The organism is Psychrobacter maritimus, assembly GCF_904846345.1.
In the GTDB taxonomy this organism is placed as follows: domain Bacteria; phylum Pseudomonadota; class Gammaproteobacteria; order Pseudomonadales; family Moraxellaceae; genus Psychrobacter; species Psychrobacter maritimus.
The window spans coordinates 40,553-58,769 of sequence record NZ_CAJHAJ010000009.1 but is presented as its reverse complement, the minus strand read 5'-3'; the positions used below and the strand labels follow the sequence as shown (position 1 = coordinate 58,769).

17 protein-coding genes are annotated in these 18,217 nt (G+C 43.7%); 9 read left to right on the top strand and 8 right to left on the bottom strand.

The features are described 5' to 3' along the window. The first annotated feature begins 227 nt into the window (after window positions 1-227). From JMX50_RS11375 to JMX50_RS11360, 4 genes are all read left to right on the top strand, one after another. The gene (locus tag JMX50_RS11375; RefSeq protein WP_201629598.1) at window positions 228-1,241 is read left to right on the top strand and encodes an alpha/beta fold hydrolase; all 1,014 of its coding nucleotides are present in this window, start codon (window positions 228-230) and stop codon (window positions 1,239-1,241) included. Between the two features lie 166 nt (window positions 1,242-1,407). Further along, on the top strand, window positions 1,408-2,454 hold the full coding sequence (locus tag JMX50_RS11370; protein WP_201565746.1) for a bifunctional nicotinamide-nucleotide adenylyltransferase/Nudix hydroxylase: 1,047 nt from the start codon (window positions 1,408-1,410) through the stop codon (window positions 2,452-2,454). 130 nt (window positions 2,455-2,584) lie between these two features. Beyond that, window positions 2,585-3,982 carry a nicotinate phosphoribosyltransferase gene (locus JMX50_RS11365; protein WP_201629597.1) on the top strand — a complete coding sequence of 466 codons (1,398 nt, stop codon included), beginning with the start codon at window positions 2,585-2,587 and terminating at the stop codon, window positions 3,980-3,982. Next, entirely contained in the window at window positions 3,976-4,851 is an 876-nt protein-coding gene (locus tag JMX50_RS11360; protein WP_201629596.1) for an SGNH/GDSL hydrolase family protein, read from the top strand. The genes JMX50_RS11365 and JMX50_RS11360 overlap by 7 nt, the downstream gene beginning before the upstream one ends. Before the next feature lie 151 nt (window positions 4,852-5,002). Here the strand turns inward: JMX50_RS11360 and JMX50_RS11355 are convergent, their stop codons facing one another. Beyond that, the gene (locus JMX50_RS11355) at window positions 5,003-5,284 is read right to left on the bottom strand and encodes a type B 50S ribosomal protein L31 (RefSeq protein ID WP_149491046.1); all 282 of its coding nucleotides are present in this window, start codon (window positions 5,282-5,284) and stop codon (window positions 5,003-5,005) included. A 366-nt stretch (window positions 5,285-5,650) separates the two neighbouring features. Beyond that, entirely contained in the window at window positions 5,651-6,085 is a 435-nt protein-coding gene (locus JMX50_RS11350; protein ID WP_201565752.1) for a hypothetical protein, read from the bottom strand. A gap of 657 nt (window positions 6,086-6,742) precedes the next feature. On the opposite strand from JMX50_RS11350, the gene JMX50_RS11345 reads away from it, so the two are divergent. Next, a complete protein-coding gene (locus JMX50_RS11345) occupies window positions 6,743-8,302 on the top strand; it encodes an FAD-dependent oxidoreductase (RefSeq protein WP_201629595.1) in 1,560 nt (519 codons plus the stop codon). A gap of 108 nt (window positions 8,303-8,410) precedes the next feature. On the opposite strand, the gene JMX50_RS11340 is transcribed toward JMX50_RS11345, so the two are convergent. Next, a complete protein-coding gene (locus tag JMX50_RS11340) occupies window positions 8,411-9,088 on the bottom strand; it encodes a TIGR00730 family Rossman fold protein (protein ID WP_201629594.1) in 678 nt (225 codons plus the stop codon). A gap of 448 nt (window positions 9,089-9,536) precedes the next feature. On the opposite strand from JMX50_RS11340, the gene JMX50_RS11335 reads away from it, so the two are divergent. Beyond that, window positions 9,537-10,427: an alpha/beta fold hydrolase gene (locus JMX50_RS11335; RefSeq protein ID WP_201629593.1), complete on the top strand. Its 891-nt coding sequence runs from the start codon at window positions 9,537-9,539 to the stop codon at window positions 10,425-10,427. A 36-nt stretch (window positions 10,428-10,463) separates the two neighbouring features. Here the strand turns inward: JMX50_RS11335 and JMX50_RS11330 are convergent, their stop codons facing one another. Further along, complete coding sequence (locus JMX50_RS11330; RefSeq protein ID WP_201629592.1) at window positions 10,464-11,153, bottom strand: putative quorum-sensing-regulated virulence factor; 690 nt, start codon at window positions 11,151-11,153, stop codon at window positions 10,464-10,466. 243 nt (window positions 11,154-11,396) lie between these two features. Here JMX50_RS11330 and JMX50_RS11325 point away from each other — a divergent pair, with 243 nt between their 5' ends. Then, a complete protein-coding gene (locus JMX50_RS11325) occupies window positions 11,397-12,005 on the top strand; it encodes a M23 family metallopeptidase (protein ID WP_201629591.1) in 609 nt (202 codons plus the stop codon). A 63-nt stretch (window positions 12,006-12,068) separates the two neighbouring features. On the opposite strand, the gene dtd is transcribed toward JMX50_RS11325, so the two are convergent. Next, complete coding sequence (dtd, locus tag JMX50_RS11320) at window positions 12,069-12,521, bottom strand: D-aminoacyl-tRNA deacylase (protein WP_201629590.1); 453 nt, start codon at window positions 12,519-12,521, stop codon at window positions 12,069-12,071. Window positions 12,522-12,650: 129 nt separating this feature from the next. Between dtd and asd the strand changes: the two genes are divergently transcribed. Further along, the gene (gene asd / locus JMX50_RS11315; protein ID WP_201629589.1) at window positions 12,651-13,487 is read left to right on the top strand and encodes an archaetidylserine decarboxylase; all 837 of its coding nucleotides are present in this window, start codon (window positions 12,651-12,653) and stop codon (window positions 13,485-13,487) included. A 125-nt stretch (window positions 13,488-13,612) separates the two neighbouring features. On the opposite strand, the gene JMX50_RS11310 is transcribed toward asd, so the two are convergent. Then, complete coding sequence (locus tag JMX50_RS11310; RefSeq protein ID WP_201629588.1) at window positions 13,613-14,272, bottom strand: HD domain-containing protein; 660 nt, start codon at window positions 14,270-14,272, stop codon at window positions 13,613-13,615. A 263-nt stretch (window positions 14,273-14,535) separates the two neighbouring features. Here JMX50_RS11310 and JMX50_RS11305 point away from each other — a divergent pair, with 263 nt between their 5' ends. Further along, window positions 14,536-15,804 (top strand): CynX/NimT family MFS transporter, encoded by a 1,269-nt coding sequence (locus tag JMX50_RS11305; RefSeq protein ID WP_201629587.1) that lies wholly within the window; start codon window positions 14,536-14,538, stop codon window positions 15,802-15,804. A gap of 308 nt (window positions 15,805-16,112) precedes the next feature. On the opposite strand, the gene JMX50_RS11300 is transcribed toward JMX50_RS11305, so the two are convergent. Continuing rightward, window positions 16,113-16,688, bottom strand: a complete 576-nt coding sequence (locus JMX50_RS11300; protein ID WP_201620106.1) for an isochorismatase family protein — start codon at window positions 16,686-16,688, stop codon at window positions 16,113-16,115. Window positions 16,689-16,944: 256 nt separating this feature from the next. Beyond that, complete coding sequence (gene fadA, locus JMX50_RS11295; protein ID WP_201629586.1) at window positions 16,945-18,117, bottom strand: acetyl-CoA C-acyltransferase FadA; 1,173 nt, start codon at window positions 18,115-18,117, stop codon at window positions 16,945-16,947. Between the last annotated feature and the right edge of the window lie 100 nt (window positions 18,118-18,217).

Below are 18,217 nucleotides of genomic sequence, written 5' to 3'. Positions count from 1 at the left end.
AGCTTCATTGTTAAAAAACTGCCAGTGATTAAATCCATCACTGGCAGTTTTTTTGTCTATACGATGCTGATAGCTCTCATATCCTAGATTCATACCTGTAGATTCATTCATATCTGTAGACTCACAGTTATGGAAGCATAACTATAAATGGCTAAGTTGTGCTATAACTTAGCCATTACGGCATTTATATACTAATAAGCATGGTATGAGTTTAAGAGAAAATCTTTATGATGACTGAGAATCTAACGTTAGTGACGACCAAAGATAAGGTGCAAATCGCTATTTGGGAGATATTCGATAGTCAAAAAACCCATCAATGTTCTAATGTTGATACTAACAATGGCTCTGCTAACAATGACACTGCTAATCAAGGGCAAAACATTTTCTTAACGCATGGTACTTTTTCAGATAAAAACACCTGCTTAAGAATCGCTGAATACCTAGCTGAGCTTGGCCATCATTGTTATATCATGGAGTGGCGCGGTCATGGCGCAAGCTCGTTATCAAAGGACAAATTCAACTTTGAAACCGTCGCAACCTACGATTTTGCTGCCACTTTCGATTATTTATTTAATGAATTAAAGCTCAGCAATTTACACTGCGTCACTCATAGCGGCGGCGGTGCTTGCTTAACGATGTTTTTAATCCAAAATCCGCATTACATCGCTAAAATCAATAGTATCAGTATGTTTGCTTGCCAAGTTTATGGTGCAATAGTCAATCCGAAGAACTATTTTAAAATAGTCGCTGCTAAACTATTTACGCGTATATTCGGCTATATACCTGCTAGAAAACTCAACATGGGACCCATTAACGAAAGCCATCACACCATGAATCAATGGTACGAATGGAATTTGCGTAAAAACTTTCACAGTCATTTTATTAAGCAAAAAGATATAGACGCTGCTGGTGTCAAAGACAGCGCTTTTGATAATCATAACCGTCAGAAAAATGCTATTCAGTTAACGGATGATGACTGCTTTGATTATCGACAATATATGGCAAAGATTACCACGCCGATTTATGCCATCAGCGCCAAGGGTGATACATTTATCTCGCCTTCTCAAGGCTGCCAGTCACTTTTTAACGATTTTAGCAATCCTGATAACGTTTTTCGCGAATACTCAATTATTAATGGCGATTTAGACGATTACACCCATAGCCGCATCTTAAACAGCCGCCCTGCCGCCAAAGAGATTTGGCCAACGGTTACTGCGTGGATTGATGAGCATGCCAATTAAAAGAGTCTTATATTTATTTGTCTGAATAAACTTGAATACAGGTAATAGCCAATGGTGATACCCCTCTAAACATCTTTGCACTTGTCAGCAACTCCCATGCTGTGTCAGTATTGGCGGCATTACTTTTTTTAATCAATGAAATATCAGTAGTAGGAAAGTGGCGTATATGAGCGATTCAGCAGAGCAGCATGCAGATAAAAACAAACACTATCGTTATTTGGTATTTATTGGGCGCTTTCAGCCGTTTCATTGCGGTCACAAAGCGGTGGTCGATGAAGCCTTAAAACGTGCCGATAACGTCATTATGCTGATCGGTTCTGCTAACTTACCACGTAGTCTGCGTAATCCATTTAGCGTCGATGAGCGCGCGACGATGATAAAAAACGCCTACTCGCCAGCAGAAGCAGCACGTATCCACTGCGTTGCACTCGACGATGCACTCTACAATGACACGCGCTGGCTGCAATATGTGCAAGCAGGCGTCAAATCGGTCACTAGCGACTTGCAAACTGACATTGGGCTGATTGGCCATTCAAAAGACAGCTCATCGTATTATTTGTCATTATTCCCAAGTTGGGCGTCGGTTTCTGTGCCCAATTATCACAATTTATCCGCCACCCCTATTCGTGACAGCTACCTGATGGGTGCCACGCCAACGCCTGAGCGCACCCCTGAGTCGACCCGCAACGTCCTCAACGACTTTAAAAAGACTGATATTTATCAAAACCTGCATGAAGAAGCGGATTTTGTCGATAAATATAAAAGACAATGGGAATCTGCGCCCTACCCACCAACCTTTATGACTGCTGATGCCTTGGTCGTGCAATCAGGGCATATTTTGTTGGTTGAGCGCCGCAGTATGCCAGGGCGCGGGCTGTGGGCATTACCGGGTGGCTTTTTGAATCCAAAAGAAACTTTATTTGATGCCTGTATCCGCGAGCTACGCGAAGAAACCCGTCTAAAAGTCCCTGAACCGGTACTACGCGGCTCTTGTCATAGTCAGCATACCTTTGACGACCCTTACCGCTCGGCACGTGGGCGCACGATTACTCAAGCCTTTTACTTTCAGTTGAAAAACGACCCAAAAGGCTTACCAAAAGTAAAAGGCGGTGATGACGCTGCCAAGGCTTTTTGGCTACCGCTTGCTGAGCTTGATGCCACCATGATGTTTGAAGACCATTATGCAATTATTACCAAAATGGTTGGTTTATAGAATTTTATCAGACGGCTATCCAGTTTTTATTGACAAATTTTCACGCCAGCGCCGATAGACGGCAATGGCTTAGCGCCGCAACTGTTATTTAAAAAACAGCTACGGCATCTCAAAGCAGAGGAGTTCTGTGATGTATACCAGCAATTTAAACAATTTAATCTTAAATAGCGACAGCTATAAAACCTCCCATTGGGTGCAATATCCAAGCGGTAGTGAGTATCTATCAAGCTATATCGAGGCGCGTAAAGGCGATTACGATGTGGTGTTTTTTGGCTTGCAAGCCTTTATTAAAGAATACCTCAGCACACCTATTACCCATCAAGATATCGATGAAGCCGAAATGGTTATTCAGGCGCATGGCTTAACCTTTAACCGTGCTGGTTGGGAGCTGATAGTCGATAAGCATGGCGGCTATCTACCACTACGCATCGAAGCCATTCCTGAAGGCAGCGTCGTTCCAGCATCCAATGTGGTCTGTCAAATCATCAATACTGACCCTGAGTTCTATTGGCTACCAAGCTATATCGAAACGGCGCTACTGCGTGCAATTTGGTATCCTTCAACGGTTGCGAGCGTCTCGCACTATTGCAAAAGCATCATACGTCAGGCACTAGAAAAATCTGCAGATAATACCGAGTCTCTGATTTTCCGTTTACATGATTTTGGTTCACGCGGTGCTTCGAGCCAAGAATCTGTGGCACTTGGTAGCCTTGCGCATTTGGTGAACTTTGCTGGTACCGATTCGATGACAGCCTTGGTTGCCGCCAGCCGCTGGTATCACATGGATAAAGAGATGCCAGCTTTCTCTATACCTGCCGCTGAGCACAGTACCATGACTGCTTGGGGCCGTGATGGAGAAACCACTGCCTTTGCCAATATGATTGAGCAGTTTGGCGGTGCTGGTAAGAGTTTTTCCGTGGTATCTGACAGCTATGACTTATGGAACGCCATTGATAATATTTGGGGCGGCAGCCTAAAAGAAGACGTCAAAAATATGGGCGGGACTTTGGTTATTCGACCTGACAGTGGCGATCCTGCTAAAGTGGTTCGCGAAGCCTTGGAGCGCTTGGCGGTAAAATTTGGTACGACCATTAACAGTAAAGGTTATAAAGTGCTGCCTGATTATGTACGGGTCATCCAAGGCGATGGTATCAGCCCGCAAAGCTTGGGCAAAATCATCGATGTGATATTGAACGCTGGTTTTAGCGCCGACAATATCACCTTTGGGATGGGCGGCGGGCTACTACAGCAAGTCAATCGCGATACCATGAGTTGGGCGATGAAAGCCAGCGCCATCTCTATCGACGGCGTGTGGACCGACATTTATAAAGACCCCGTCACTAGCCGCTCAAAACGCTCGAAAAAAGGCCGTTTGTCGCTGATAAAAAAAAGCAACGGAACGTTAGAAACTATTAAAGCTGATAATTTATCGACAGCAGAAGATAACCTATTACGTGATGTATATATCGATGGTAAATTACTTATTGAAGACAACCTCACCACTATTCGGGAGCGAGCAGGATGGTAGCTACTAAGAAAATGCAGAATAAAATAGCTTCGGTTGCAAGAGACGTGCTGTTCGCCCCTGTGTACCTGTATCAAGGGCACAAAATCAAGCGCGATACCGTGCGCTTGCCTGAACCAAATGGTGAGAGGCATGGTCAAGTTCAATTAAACAATGCAAATAGCAGCGCTGCCAATACCTCAAAAGATAATACACAGCAAACGCTAAACTTGATGGTCGTTGGCGATTCGGCAGCGGCTGGCGTCGGTAGTCAGACCCAGCAAGAGGCGCTTGTCGGCAATTTGATTCCCATCTTGACCCAGCAGCCTGTTATTCAGAGCGCATTTCATACATTAAACTGGTCTCTGCAAGCGACGACTGGTCATACCAGCTTTGATATCTTGCGCAGGCTTTATGTGTTGCCTGCACCAAGCCAGCCTATCGATGTAATGGTATTAAGTGTCGGCGTTAATGACACCACCTCCAACGTCTCTGTTCATCAATGGCAACAGCAAATCGAAAATATCATTGCTATTGCCCAGCGCAAATTTGGTGTGCGAGAGCTGATTTTTTTAAGCTTGCCACCAATGGCACAGATGCCGGCGATACCTGCACCGTTGAGTAACTTCGTCGGTGCCAAAGCCTCTATCCTTGATAACACCTTACAGCAAATTTGTGCCGCTCACGATAGTGTCACCTACATGGCAACGGACTTTGCCCGCATGATAGACGAGCATTCTAATGGCACCCCAATCGATATCAGGGTGATGTTTGCCAGTGATGGCTTTCATCCTAGCAGCCTTATGTACGGTTATTGGGCGCAGCAGTTGGCAGAATTGATTGTCGATTTGCTTGATTCACCAGCTGCTAAATTAAACAGCACTACCTTCTAAATAATAACAGCTAAAAACTGACTTTCTAAACACTGGCAGCTTAAAATTTAACGTCAAAATTTAAACGAAAAAAAACCGCTGAATCATCAGCGGTTTTTTATGGCTTAGCAAAAGACTGCTTAGCGAAATACATTTATACCATAAGTATAAATTATTCTGCAGCGTCAGTATCAGCAGCTTTCTTACGGCCACCAAACGCACCAAAGCGTTTGTTGAAGCTTGCAACACGGCCTTCAGTAGAAGTTTTACGTTGTTCGCCAGTATAGAATGGATGCGACGCACTTGAGATATCAAGTGGGTAGTATGGATATTCTGTGCCTTCGTATTCACGAGTGGCTTTGGTTTTAACGGTTGAACGAGTTAAGAAAAACACGTCAGCGTTAGTGTCATGGAACAAAACTTCTTGGTAATTTGGATGGATATCTTTACGCATAATAAACTCTCTATGTCCGATGTATGTACAGCGCTTTTGATTAACGACGTTTTTGACTATTAATCACACTAACATACGTAACTGAGGCACTAAGGACATCTTCTGGTCTGGCAACTGCGTCACTGGCTTATTCCAGCACCCAACACCACACCGCTGCTCACTTAGCCTTTCCCCAGCGGGAAAATCAAACCGCGATTTTAACGGTTTTTGCCGCTCGATGCAAGCAGCTTCTACGATAAGAGCTCGTCTTAAAGCCATCCTGCTATGTTAAAGAACCGCATAAATAACCAAAAAAAAGCAGCCACGCTAGCTGCCTTTTTATGGAAAACTTATTTTTGGAAAGCTTATTTTTGGAAAACTTAAAAGTTATTTAGTTTTTACAATGTGCCAAACGCCAAGTTTATTATCGCCGTCTTTATCGCCAACCTTTGTGTCATTGGCATAAAAGTATAAAGGTTTACCATTCATTGCCCATTGATATTTGCCATCTTCGCGTTTAAAGGCGGCAAATTGCCCTGACGCTTTGGCATTACTCGGTGCCATAAATGCAGGCCAAACGAGCAGACAGGCGCTGCCACATTCTGACTTATTCATAGAATCTTTATCAAAAGTATACAAGGTCATATGATTGCTAGCATCGACAAGCATGCCGTTTTTACTAGCGACAGGAGCCGTGTTTTTATTGGTCGCTTGCACATCGTGCATACCCGAATCGTCATTGCCGACCATATTATTTAGGGTTGAACAACCACTAAGCGCTAGCATGCCACTAAGAGCAGATAATACCAGTATGTGTTTCATAATAACTTCCTTGTTAATAGTGAAAAATTTTTTATTGGATTTCTTCTTGTCATCGTCTGCTTTTAACCATAGTAGGTAGAATGATTGAGGTACGTGAAATGGTTTAGCGCTGACTTCAAGTGTTTTTAATATAGCATAGGCATCAAAGCGCACGTTTCTCTCAGCATATAAATTTACAAAAGCGCCTAAAGTTTACAAATAACGCAAAATTAAATACTTAACTCTATAAATACGCTTAGCAGCGCTCAGGCTTTAACCTACAGCCCCAGTGCTATTCATTGACAAAACTGATGCACGTACTTACCTATTTATCCTTATATAAGTAGCCGTTTTTCGTAGAATAACGCTATAGAAATTAGGAATGACTGCACAATGGCAAATATGACCATCGCGGCTTAAGATACGTATTGAACTTGGCTGCCCATGCACGCATATCGTCTGTATGCATATCGATAGCGACACCCTCTATAAAACATAAGCGGTTTCAAATAAAAATAGTTAGACCTCGATTATTTAAAAGCACCTTGTTATTTAAAAGCACCTTGTATTTAAAAGTAACTTGGTATCCAAAAACACTTTATCTAAAAACAAATCATTTCACGAATACGCCGAGCAGCTCCTGATGACAGGAATGCGATTAAGGATATAACAACGACAATGACTCATTCTTTTACGAACAATCAAGTGCCTGCTACCAAACGGGTTGGTATTCTCGGCGGCGGTACAGCTGGGGCAACCATTGCGATTCGTCTCGCAGCCTTAGGGCTTGAGACCTATTTATTTGAAAAAAACACCTCGCTTATCGATGGTCCACCGATGTGTCATTTGCATGCTGGCGGCAATCTATACCGCGAAATTCCTGATGAAGATTGCGTCGCTCTGCTCAAACAATGTATCGATATTTTACGCCTTTATCCTTATACCATCGATGTGCGTCCGACGGTATTTGCTGTGCCTACCCGCGATGAAGGCTTGCCTGAAGACTTGCTACCGCGCCTTGATATCTTGACTGACGCTTATCGTGAGCTTATCGCTGAAGATGCCAATAATAAAGTACTCGGCGAACCTGAAAACTACTATCAGCTCTATAGCCATGAGCAACTGATTGCATTGTCTGAGCGTAAGCAAGTAACGGTGCCGCGGTCGGTTGACGAATGGATGATACCGGTAGCTAAGTATTTGGACTTAAATAAAGTCAAATTTCCGCTAATTGTCGTACAAGAATACGGCTGGAATATCTTCCGCTTGGCAGCGTCTGCGCAATTGGCTTTAGAAGGCTATGAGCACGCGCATGTCTTTACCGATACACAAGTTAAGCAAGTGATGCCTGTTGATTGTGAAAACTGCTCAAACGCTGACCATCATGTGACGAAGTGGCGTATCGATTATCAACAAGCAGCTAGCCTTGAAAACGAACTTGAAACTAAGCTTGCAACCGAACGTGCAACTGAATCTATCGAAGTCGATTACTTAATCAACGCTTGCGGTTTTCGTACCGGCGTCATCGATGATATGGTCGGCGTCAAAGTTACGCGTATGGTCGAGTTTAAATCCTCTTATATCACCCACTGGGATGACACCGGCGGGCAGATACCAGAGATTATCGTCTATGGCGATCGCGGTACGCCAGAAGGCATGGCACAGCTAACACCTTACCCCGGTGGCTATTTTCAAATACATGGCATGAGTAAATTTATCACCTTATTTGATGATGGTTTGGTCGCCTCCAATAAAGACAGCGCCCAGCCTGAATTGCCGTCGCAATACTTACACTATATCGAAGATGGCTGGGATAAAGCGCCGCTGCAAGCGCGTAGCCAACAAGCGATTGATTACGTCGCTGAGTTTGTGCCAACCTTTCATAGCGCGCGTACGGTCGGCAATGCGCTATACGGTGGCCAGCAAATACCCGGTCAAGACGATACGCTGCGGGTTGCTGATGTGAGCTTATACTCTAATATTCGCTATGCGCGCGCGGAAAACGTCAAAGCCTCATCGACGCTGATTGCGGCTGATCAAATCGTTGATGAATTAACGGAGCTTGGTTTAATTGATAGTGATATGCCAGAAAATAGTCAGCGTTATGCCCATGAATGGGCGTATTTAACGCAAAATGATAGCGTAGCGATTGATAAAGTCGCGCGTCATTTGGCGCAAGAACGTGGCTTTCCATTAGCAATGGCAGGCGTGAATCATGGTATTTGTGAAACGAGTTAAAATGATTTAAATGCTAATAAAGTTAAAACAAAAAAGGAGAGAAAGGCTAACGATAAGCCCTTCTCTCCTTTTTTATGTAAAGGCAGTATATATTAGCGCTTAGTTCGCTTAGTTACCGGCCATTTTTTCGGTATCGACCGAACCTTCTATGGTTACCACTGTTTTTAGCATGTCAATCGCTTCACTAATGCTATTACAAACGACCAAACGCTCAAGGTCTTCTTGTTTCATAAAGCCTTGGTCAGCGGTATATTTTAAATGCTCAATCATACGGTCGTAGAAGCCATTGATATTCAGAATAATCATCGGTTTTTCGTGCTGATATAACTGACGCCACGTGGCGATTTCCATAATTTCTTCTAGCGTCCCAAGCCCGCCCGGTAAGGTAATAAAGGCATCGGCATATTCTGCCATCACCGTTTTACGGGTGTGCATGGTATCGGTCAAATGCAGACGGGTCAGCTGCTCATGAGCAATCTCGTGCTTCAGCATAAAGGTTGGAATCACACCAACCGCTTGCGCGCCGCCTTGGATGACTTCATCTGCCACTGCGCCCATCAGCCCGATGCTCGCGCCGCCATAAACCAGACCCATGCCATTATCGGCAAGCTCACGGCCAAGCTCGCGCGCTGCCTGCTCGTAGACTTCATTATTGCCCAAACGCGAACCACAATAAACCGCAACTAACGGCATCGTCAACGCTGATTTATCCACTGCTTTTTCAATATTGGTAATATCTTGACTGGTAATGACTTCATAAGTGTCATTATTAATTTTCATTTGCATAAAACTTCCTTAATTTTTATATCGACTTTTTATTAAATATATAGCTATTAAATTCTTAGCTATTAAAACACGTTTATTCATACCTGGTGGTTTGTTGATGTGTGTTGATTGGTCAAAATAAATACTGATTAATTTTTTTGGTTAATATTGTGCAAAACAAACCGTATAGAATTCGCACATAGAACCTGCTTATAGAACTTAGAAGTCATTTTCGCCTACCTTCCTACCTAAGATTTATTTTACCATAAGCAGTATTGTAACTCGGTCATCATGCGGTTATCGCAGAGTTATGCCATAGATTAAATAATTAGTCGCAGCTCAATGACGATATGATTAACACTGATTATTAAACGCTCAGCGCATCTTAAGCGTTTTTATTTACCCAAATCACTTACTGATAAAAAAGCACCTACTCATAAAAATGACAAAAACATATTAAGGTTAAACCATGGAAAATACGCAGAATCAAACGGATATTTATGCACTAAGCATCATGACTGATCGCAATCGGGCATTGGCAGCGACTGTCTATCGCCCTAAAGATGAGGTGAAAGCAGCGGTCATGATAGCGCCAGCTACCGGTATCAAACGCCAGTTTTATCATAATTTTGCCACTTATTTAGCAGCCAGTGGCTTTGGTGTCCTAACCTTTGATAATGAAGGTATCGGTGAATCGCTATCGTCTGATTTGGCTAAATGTGATGCCTCTTTAATCAGTTGGGGTCGCCATGATATGCCAGCCGTGCTTGATGCCTTACAAGACGAATTTGCCGATGCGACTTATCATTTAATTGGTCATAGCGCCGGTGGTCAGCTAATTGGTTTAATGCCAAACTACCAAGCTATCGCTTCAGTATTCAATGTCGCTTGCTCATCAGGGCGCATCAAAAATATGGACATGCCTTATAAGCTCAAAGCGATGGGTTTTATGGATGCCTTTATCCCACTCACCAACTTAACCTTCGGTTATACCCCAGCGGATAAAATCGGTATGGGCGAGCCACTACCACGCGGCGTCGCTCGTCAATGGCGCGAGTGGTGCAATGGCGCAGGCTATATCAAGACCGCTTTTGGCAAAAGCATTCATACTCACTTCTATGATGAGCTTGATATGCCAGCATTGTGGCTTGGCTTTAGCGATGATGAGATTGCCAATAGCAAAAACATGGATGATATGATTCGCGTCTTTAGCAAAATGCCAGTCGAAAAACGCTTTTTTGAGCCAAAAGAGTTCGGCTTAAATAGTATCGGTCATATGCGCTATTTTAGTAGCAGAACCAATGCCAAAGCCCCGCAGCTTTGGCAAATGACAGTCGATTGGCTAGCTAAGCAGCAATAAGTTCTGTTGAGTTAATCCATTTAAGCGCAAGTCTATTTAATCTTGCGTGTTTTTTACTGCTTGTTCTGCTTTAACACGCTTGGTCAAAGCAGAATAAAGCGACGGCTGCATATTATGGATGTTACCTAGCATCCATTTTACGTAGCTGATAGGTACGTCTTTAATCGGCATGCCCTTATGTTTACCAAAGGGCATTTTGCTCAGCGGATTGGCTTTATTGGCGATAGCATGGGCCGCCACAAAATCTGTCGGTGCAATCTCTAAACGCTCGCAGCAGGCCTGATAAAGTAGATAACACATGCGCGCATCGCCCAGCGCATCATGAGCGGCAATCGTCATCCTACTTGCTTCCCCTTTACCTAACAACTGCTCGATGCATTTCGACTGACCATAGGCGCTCCACTCTGGAAAAGCGATGCGCGCCAGCCGCACGGTGCATATCAGCTTAGCAGACGGACTGCCAATCACCCGCCAATCAAAGCGCACATTATGCCCAATCAAATACTGCGGCAGCTCAAACGCATCCAGCTCAAAGCGCTCAAGACCGGCGACATCATCATCGGTAATACCATGAATTCTAATGACCACGGGTGATATCGAGCGCCCACTATTAAAGTATTTCATCCACTCAAATCCCGTCGCCACATTAATAGTCGCCACTTGAATCGGACGCGGATCACGGCCTTGGTCGGTTTCGGTATCGATAATCAGCGCAGTATCAGTCATAGATGTTTAGCCATCGTTATTTAAACATAGTTATTGATAGATAGTTATTTCGCTATAGGTAGCAACATTGGTGTTTTAAGTGCAATTGTAAAAGCTAGGTAAATTTAAAAGCCGCGTGAATTTTAAAAACTACGTTATGTTTATGGGGATAAAAACCAGAAATAACAATGGTATACAAAGAGTAGAGATATTAACTCTTATACTACCCATTAGGGTTAACTCAAAAAAAATAAAGAGATATCGATGCTAGCAGATGGTAATAAGCTTCCGCCAAATCCAAATTCAAAACCAACCTTTTTACGCCGTGTAATAAGTGTATTCATCAAGGCAGCTGTATTATTGATGCTGTTATTTGTATTTGACAAGCTCTTACCGAGTATCAGTCAACAAACCCAGTCGTTTGTGATGGCAAAATGGCAACAGCTCAGTTTATTACAACAACCACTGCCCACAGAAAACAGTCTGCCCTCGCCATTACCAGCACAGCACCTAACCGATACATGGGGCGGCGCGCGTAGCCAAGGTCGCTCTCACGAAGGCATCGATATATTTGCCAAGCGAGGTACGCCGATACAGGCCACGACACAAGGCATCGTCAGTAAAGTCGGTGAAAATACGTTAGGCGGTCGCGTGGTGTTCATCATTGGACCGGGCGGCGCAGGACATTATTATGCGCATCTAGAGGATTATGCCGATATTAGCCCAAACGACTGGGTAAATAGCGGCGATATCATCGGTTACGTCGGCGACAGTGGTAATGCCAAAGGTACGCCGCCGCACGTCCATTACGGGATTTATATCAATGGCAGCGCGGTCAATCCTTATACTTTGCTACAAAAGCCTGAAAGCTAGCCTTTAAAACTTTAGTGCAAAAAATTAAGCTTGTAAAAATCAAGCTTCTAAAACGTTAAACCTCTAAACTTCCAATAAAAAATTTAATGGTCCATCGTTGATACTTACCACTTGCATATCAGCGCCAAATTGACCGGTCGCCACATTAGGATGTTGGGTTTTGGCGTAATTTACCAGTTGTTCAAATAAGGCTTGCGCGGCATCGGGTGCCATTGCTCCGCCAAAGTCAGGACGACGCCCCTTATCGGTTTTTGCCATTAAGGTAAATTGTGAGACCAGTAATAAGCCACCGCCTACTTGCTGAACATTTTTATCCAATTTACCAAACTTAGCAGGGTCATCATCATTATCAAAAATGCGATAAGTGAGAATTTTATCAATCATACGCTGCGCACTTTGCAGATTATCATCATGACCCAAGCCAATATAGGCCAATAGGCCATGCTCAATCTCACCAACGCAGTGCGCATCGACAGTGACACTCGCACGGTGCACCCTTTGTATCAGTGCTCTCATTTACGGCCTTCCTTATTTATAAATAGCTTACAGTTTATGGCCATACAACCATACCCTGACCATGATAAAATACCGCCATTAACTTGCCTAATTAATTATTACATCAAACCCTATTTTGGTAGCCTCATTATGAATTTATTTGCCACCCTTCAACAATTTGTGCCGCAGCAGCAGTTGAGTAAAGTAGCTGGACGTTTGGCCGCCAGCCGCCATCCTTATGTTAAGCGCACCTTTATCCGCAGTTTTGCCAAAGCTTACAATGTGAGCTTAGATGAATACGAGCGCCAAAGCTTTAACGCTTATGAAAGCTTTAATGACTTTTTTACCCGTGAGCTAAAAGATGATGCACGTATCATTGATAGCAGTGCAAACGGCATTGTCAGTCCTGCTGATGGCGTCATCTCCCAGCTCGGGCAAATCCGCGACCATAAATTGCTGCAAGCCAAAGGTCGTGACTATGACATCGGACAATTACTGGCCAATAGCGAAGAGGGCAGCTATTTTGCTGATGGCAGCTTTGCGACCGTATATCTAGCGCCGAGCAACTATCACCGCGTGCATATGCCATTTGCTGGTACCTTGACCAAAACCCGTTATGTACCGGGTACGCTATTTTCTGTTAATAATACCACGGCAGCAAATGTCCCTGATTTATTTGCCCGTAACGAGCGGTTGGTCTGTTTGTTTGACACAAAATACGGCAAAGCAGCGGTGGTGATGGTTGGAGCAATGATTGTCGCTGGTATCGAAACGGTAGCAACCGGCAAAATCAGCCGCACTGATGATATCCAAGAAGCCGAGCACAATATGAGCTTTGCAAAAGGCGATGAGCTTGGACGCTTTTATTTAGGCTCAACTGCGATTGTGATATTACCAAAGGGCGCAAAAGCCGATTGGCAAGAGAACATGCAAGCCAATAGCGTGGTACAAATGGGACAGTTATTGGGTGTTGCTAACGCTAAATAAGCCATCTGTTTAACGATGAAAATATAAGCCCAATTAAGTATGGATCATTATGCTTAATTGGGCTTTTTAATGGGTATTACAGCTCATTGCCCTAACTATAAATGGTAAATTATAGTTCTATTTATCTAAGCATCAATCAACCATCCTTGTTTAGTCGCATAATCAATCTGTTTTGCTAGCCACTCATGGATACTCGGAAAGCTGTCTTTAATAAATTCATGCGCACCAGCCACTTGCGAGCGTGTAACGTTAGCATCAATCCAGGTTTTTCCATTGGTATTTAAATTAAGCAAAAACGGTAACAAGCGATCAACCACCCTCAGCAGCTGGGTTTCTTTACTATGACCCGTTTCCTGCTCTTCCCAAACCTCACTTAAATCAGCAATCCCATTGCCATGCTCGCTCTGCAATCGAGCAATACCGGCACGCTCATCAACGTGCGCATCACCACGGCTATCGGCGTATAGAAAAGTATCGCCGGCATCAATCTCACCCAAATCATGTATCAATGCCATTTTGAGCAATTTCTCATGATTAACATCAAGCTCAAACAACTCAGCGATTGACCAACATGCCATCGCCAAATGCCAAGAATGTTCGGCGGAATTTTCTAAGCGAGTCGTGCCCGTCACATAGCTGCGCCGATTGACACGTTTAAGGGCATCAAGCTCTAATAAAAAGTGCGTCACGTCATCGATATCGATATTTAAGGCGAGCTTTGGATTGGGTAATGGTGTTTGCTTGGTTGCTAATTTGGCGTTTGCTGAAATGGTTTCTAACGGCATGGCTTGCTCTGCTTTAATCGGTGAATGGTTAGCGCTTTATCTAACTCTAATCTTTATGCAAAGGTGCTTATTATAGTAGATATTTTACGCCTACTACTAGCAATCTAAATTTTTTCAGCGGGAGATAATGGCAAGTGTCTTAATTTTTTATTGTTTAAAACTAAACTAATGCTCATAATAAAGCGAAAGGCGATGCATAAGGCTATGGACAAGGCTATGCACAAAATAATGGATAATGACCTGCACCAGACAAGGATATGTCGATGCCACCCACCACTGACGCCACAACGCGTGCTAATTCATCAACCGCGACTGCAATAAGTTCCAAGCAAAAACCACCCAATAAATGGCTTATCATCGCAGGCTTCTCTCTTTTACTGGGGGTCAATCAGTTTTTATGGCTGACCTTTGCGACCATCGTAATTAGCACCGAGGCACATTTCGGCGTTAATGAATTTTTTGCCAATCTTTTAACCTTGATGTTCCCTATCGTTTTTGTGCTGCTCGCCATCCATTCAGGCAAGGTACTCGATAACATCGGCTATAAAAAAATCGTCAGCTTAGCGGCGTTGCTTATGCTGATAGGCTCAATAATACGTTGGTTGGGCGCTGATCATTATTGGCTAGTATTTGCAGGGCAATTACTAATTGCCATCGCTCAGCCGTATATCACCAATGCTATCAATCAAGTGACATCCGACTGGTTTGATAAATCGCAAATCGCCACCGTAACGGGCGTGATTATGGGTGGGATGTTTTTGGCAACTGCCCTTGGCGCTTTTGCCCCTGCCCCATTAATCGAGGCATTTGGCTTCTCTGGTATGCTACTTATCAATGTCATTATTACGGCAGTGGCAGTAGTAGGATTTTTATTAGTGGTCGCTGAAAAACCCAAACAACAAGATAGCGCTATCTCACTGCACGAAATCGAATCGCTATTAAAAAATAAGCGCCTATGGTTTATCTCATTAGCGGTGTTTATTGCGATGGGTTATTTTAATGGATTAAGTAACTGGATTGCTCCTATTCTTGCGCCGCGCGGTATTGATGAAGCGACGGCGGGTATTATTACTGCCATGCTGATCGTCGGCGGTATTTTAGGCGCGCTACTGATTCCGCTATTATCTGACTATCTACAAAAACGGCGCATTTTTTTAATATTGGCAACGCTAATTGGTGCGAGCGCCACCTATCCTTTACTGTATTTAACCACAGGAACCACAACATTATTGCTCAGCTTTATATTAGGATTTTTCTTGTTGGCAGGTTATCCATTACTGATTGCCGCCGCTGAAGATACCGTACACGCCTCACAAGCGGCTAAAGCAGTTGCTATGCTAATGATGATGGGCAATCTAGGTGGTGTTATGATGGTGTTGCTGATGCAGGGCGTGAAAGGACTGACAGGCAGTTGGACGCCGACTGGTTGGGTACTGATTATTGCCGTTGCTTCAGCTACTTTTTTAGTCTTAAAAATAAAGGATAAGCCAGCAATTAAATCTACTGTTAAACCAAGTTCAAACGTTGTTTAAAAGCGTTATTTTAAATCGTTACTTAAAGGCGAAAAAAGTTAGGGCGTGTCCTCATTTTAAAAATGGTGATAAAAATGAGATAAATTGTAGCCAAACAAGGAAAATAGTGCAGTTAATATCGGGATATTGCCAAGCTATTTGACGAAGTTTGGCGAAATTTAGCCATTTTTAGACCATTTAGATGTCCATCGATTGAATTGAGGACACGCCCGAGTATTGAAAAAAGATAGCACCTAAATCTTCAGCGCTATCTTTTTTTATTAACCATCAAAAAACTGTTTTATAACCAATCAATCCGCTTAATTAAGTCACTTAATCAAATTACTAATGGTTTTAAACGCAGGGTCTTTACTACTGCGACAAAGCTCAAAAAGAATGGATTCTACCGTACTAATCACGCCACCAGCGCGGCGGATACGGCGAATCGCTTGCTTCTTATCATAAGGAAAACGCGAGCCAACGGCATCACCAATAATCACTGGCTGCATGCCATTATCGAGCAAATCAAGCGCCGTTTGCATGACGCAGACATGCGCCTCCACCCCAAATAATAGAACAATGCTACGATTTTGTTGGGCTAAATAATGCCACGAATCGTCATTATCACAAGCGCTAAAAGTGACTTTTTCAAAGCTTTTGGCATTGTCGCCTTCTAGTACCTCACGTATTTCAGGCAGGGTATCGCCAAGTCCCTTTTTATATTGCTCATTGAGCATAATCGGAATATCAAGCGCTTGCAGCCCTTTGATTAGCGTGACGGTCTTTTTGACAATATTTTCATGGTCATAGATATGCGGCGTTAAGCGTTCTTGAACATCGATAATCATCGCTTGGGTATTTTCACGGGCGATACGATAAGTGCGATCGGTAATCATGGTAGACATAGTACACTCCTTGTACGACTGACATTGATAAGTAAAGGCGACGCTATTTTTGGCCTCTATATCATTATTATTAAACCTAGCTCTTATTTAGTCATAGTTTGCTGAGGGCGTCAATGGAGATAATTTTTATTAACAACTTATGAACGTTGCGTCATAGATACCTCGTTATTGTTTATAAATAAAAAAGCCCCCAATCGCTTGATTGGAGGCTTCTTTTAAAATGCTAAAATATTGCAAAGCTAATACAGTCTAAGAATTACACACGCTCAATAATGGTCGCGATACCTTGACCTAGACCGATACACATGGTCGCAAGACCAATTTCAGTATCAGACTGCTCCATGGCGTTTAACAAGGTAACCGTGATACGAGCACCTGAACAACCTAGTGGATGACCTAGTGCAATCGCGCCACCATTGATATTGACGATGTCTTGCTTGTCCGACAAGTTCAAGGCTTTAAGTACTGACAAGCCTTGCGCTGCAAACGCTTCGTTTAGCTCGATGGTTTGCATATCGTCGATGCTCATGCCAGCGCGCTTAAGTGCTTTTTGCGTAGCAGGTACAGGACCGTAACCCATGATAGCGGCATCACAACCAGCAACAGCCATGCTACGGATACGAGCACGAGGCTTAAGACCTAAATCTTTGGCTTTTTGTGCGCTCATGACTAGCATTGCTGACGCACCGTCAGATAATGCAGATGAGGTCGCAGCAGTGACCGTACCGCCCTTAGGATCAAAGGCTGGACGTAGCTTTTGCATTTGCTCCATCGTTGCATCAGGACGAATCACTTCATCAACGGTACAAAGCTGCAAGCGACCAGCAGCATCATGACCTTCGATACCGATGATTTCATTGTCAAAACGACCTTCAGTCGTTGCAGCCCATGCGCGGCGATGTGACTCAAGACCGAAAGCATCTTGCTCTTCACGAGTGATATTGTTCATACGACCTAGCATTTCAGCGGTCAAGCCCATCATATTTGAGGCTTTTGCATAGTGCTTTGACGCTTCAGGGTTGAGATCAACGCCATGCATCATGCCAACGTGACCCATGTGCTCAACACCACCGATGATGAAAACTTCACCTTGGTTGGTCATGATTTGCGCGGCAGCAGTATGTAGCGCCTGCATAGATGAACCACATAGACGGTTAACGGTTTGGCCGCCAGCAGTCTTTGGAATACCAGCCAGCAGACCGATGTTACGACCGATGTTCAAACCTTGCTCTAAAGTCTGGTTTACACAGCCCCAGATGATGTCTTCGACGTCACGTGGGTCAAAATCGTTACGCTCAACCAAGGCACGTACCAGCTCAGCTGATAAGCTATCAGCGCGAACGTGGCGGAACATACCGTTTTTAGATTTACCCATTGCTGAGCGTACGCCATCTACGATGACCACGTCTTTTGGACTTAAAATTGTCATACTATCTTCCTTTTCAATTTTTATTGTCAGTGTAGTCAGTTGATTTTAATGCTATGACTGCGTCAATCTCGCTTAAAGTACAATAGGTACCTCTGCGCTC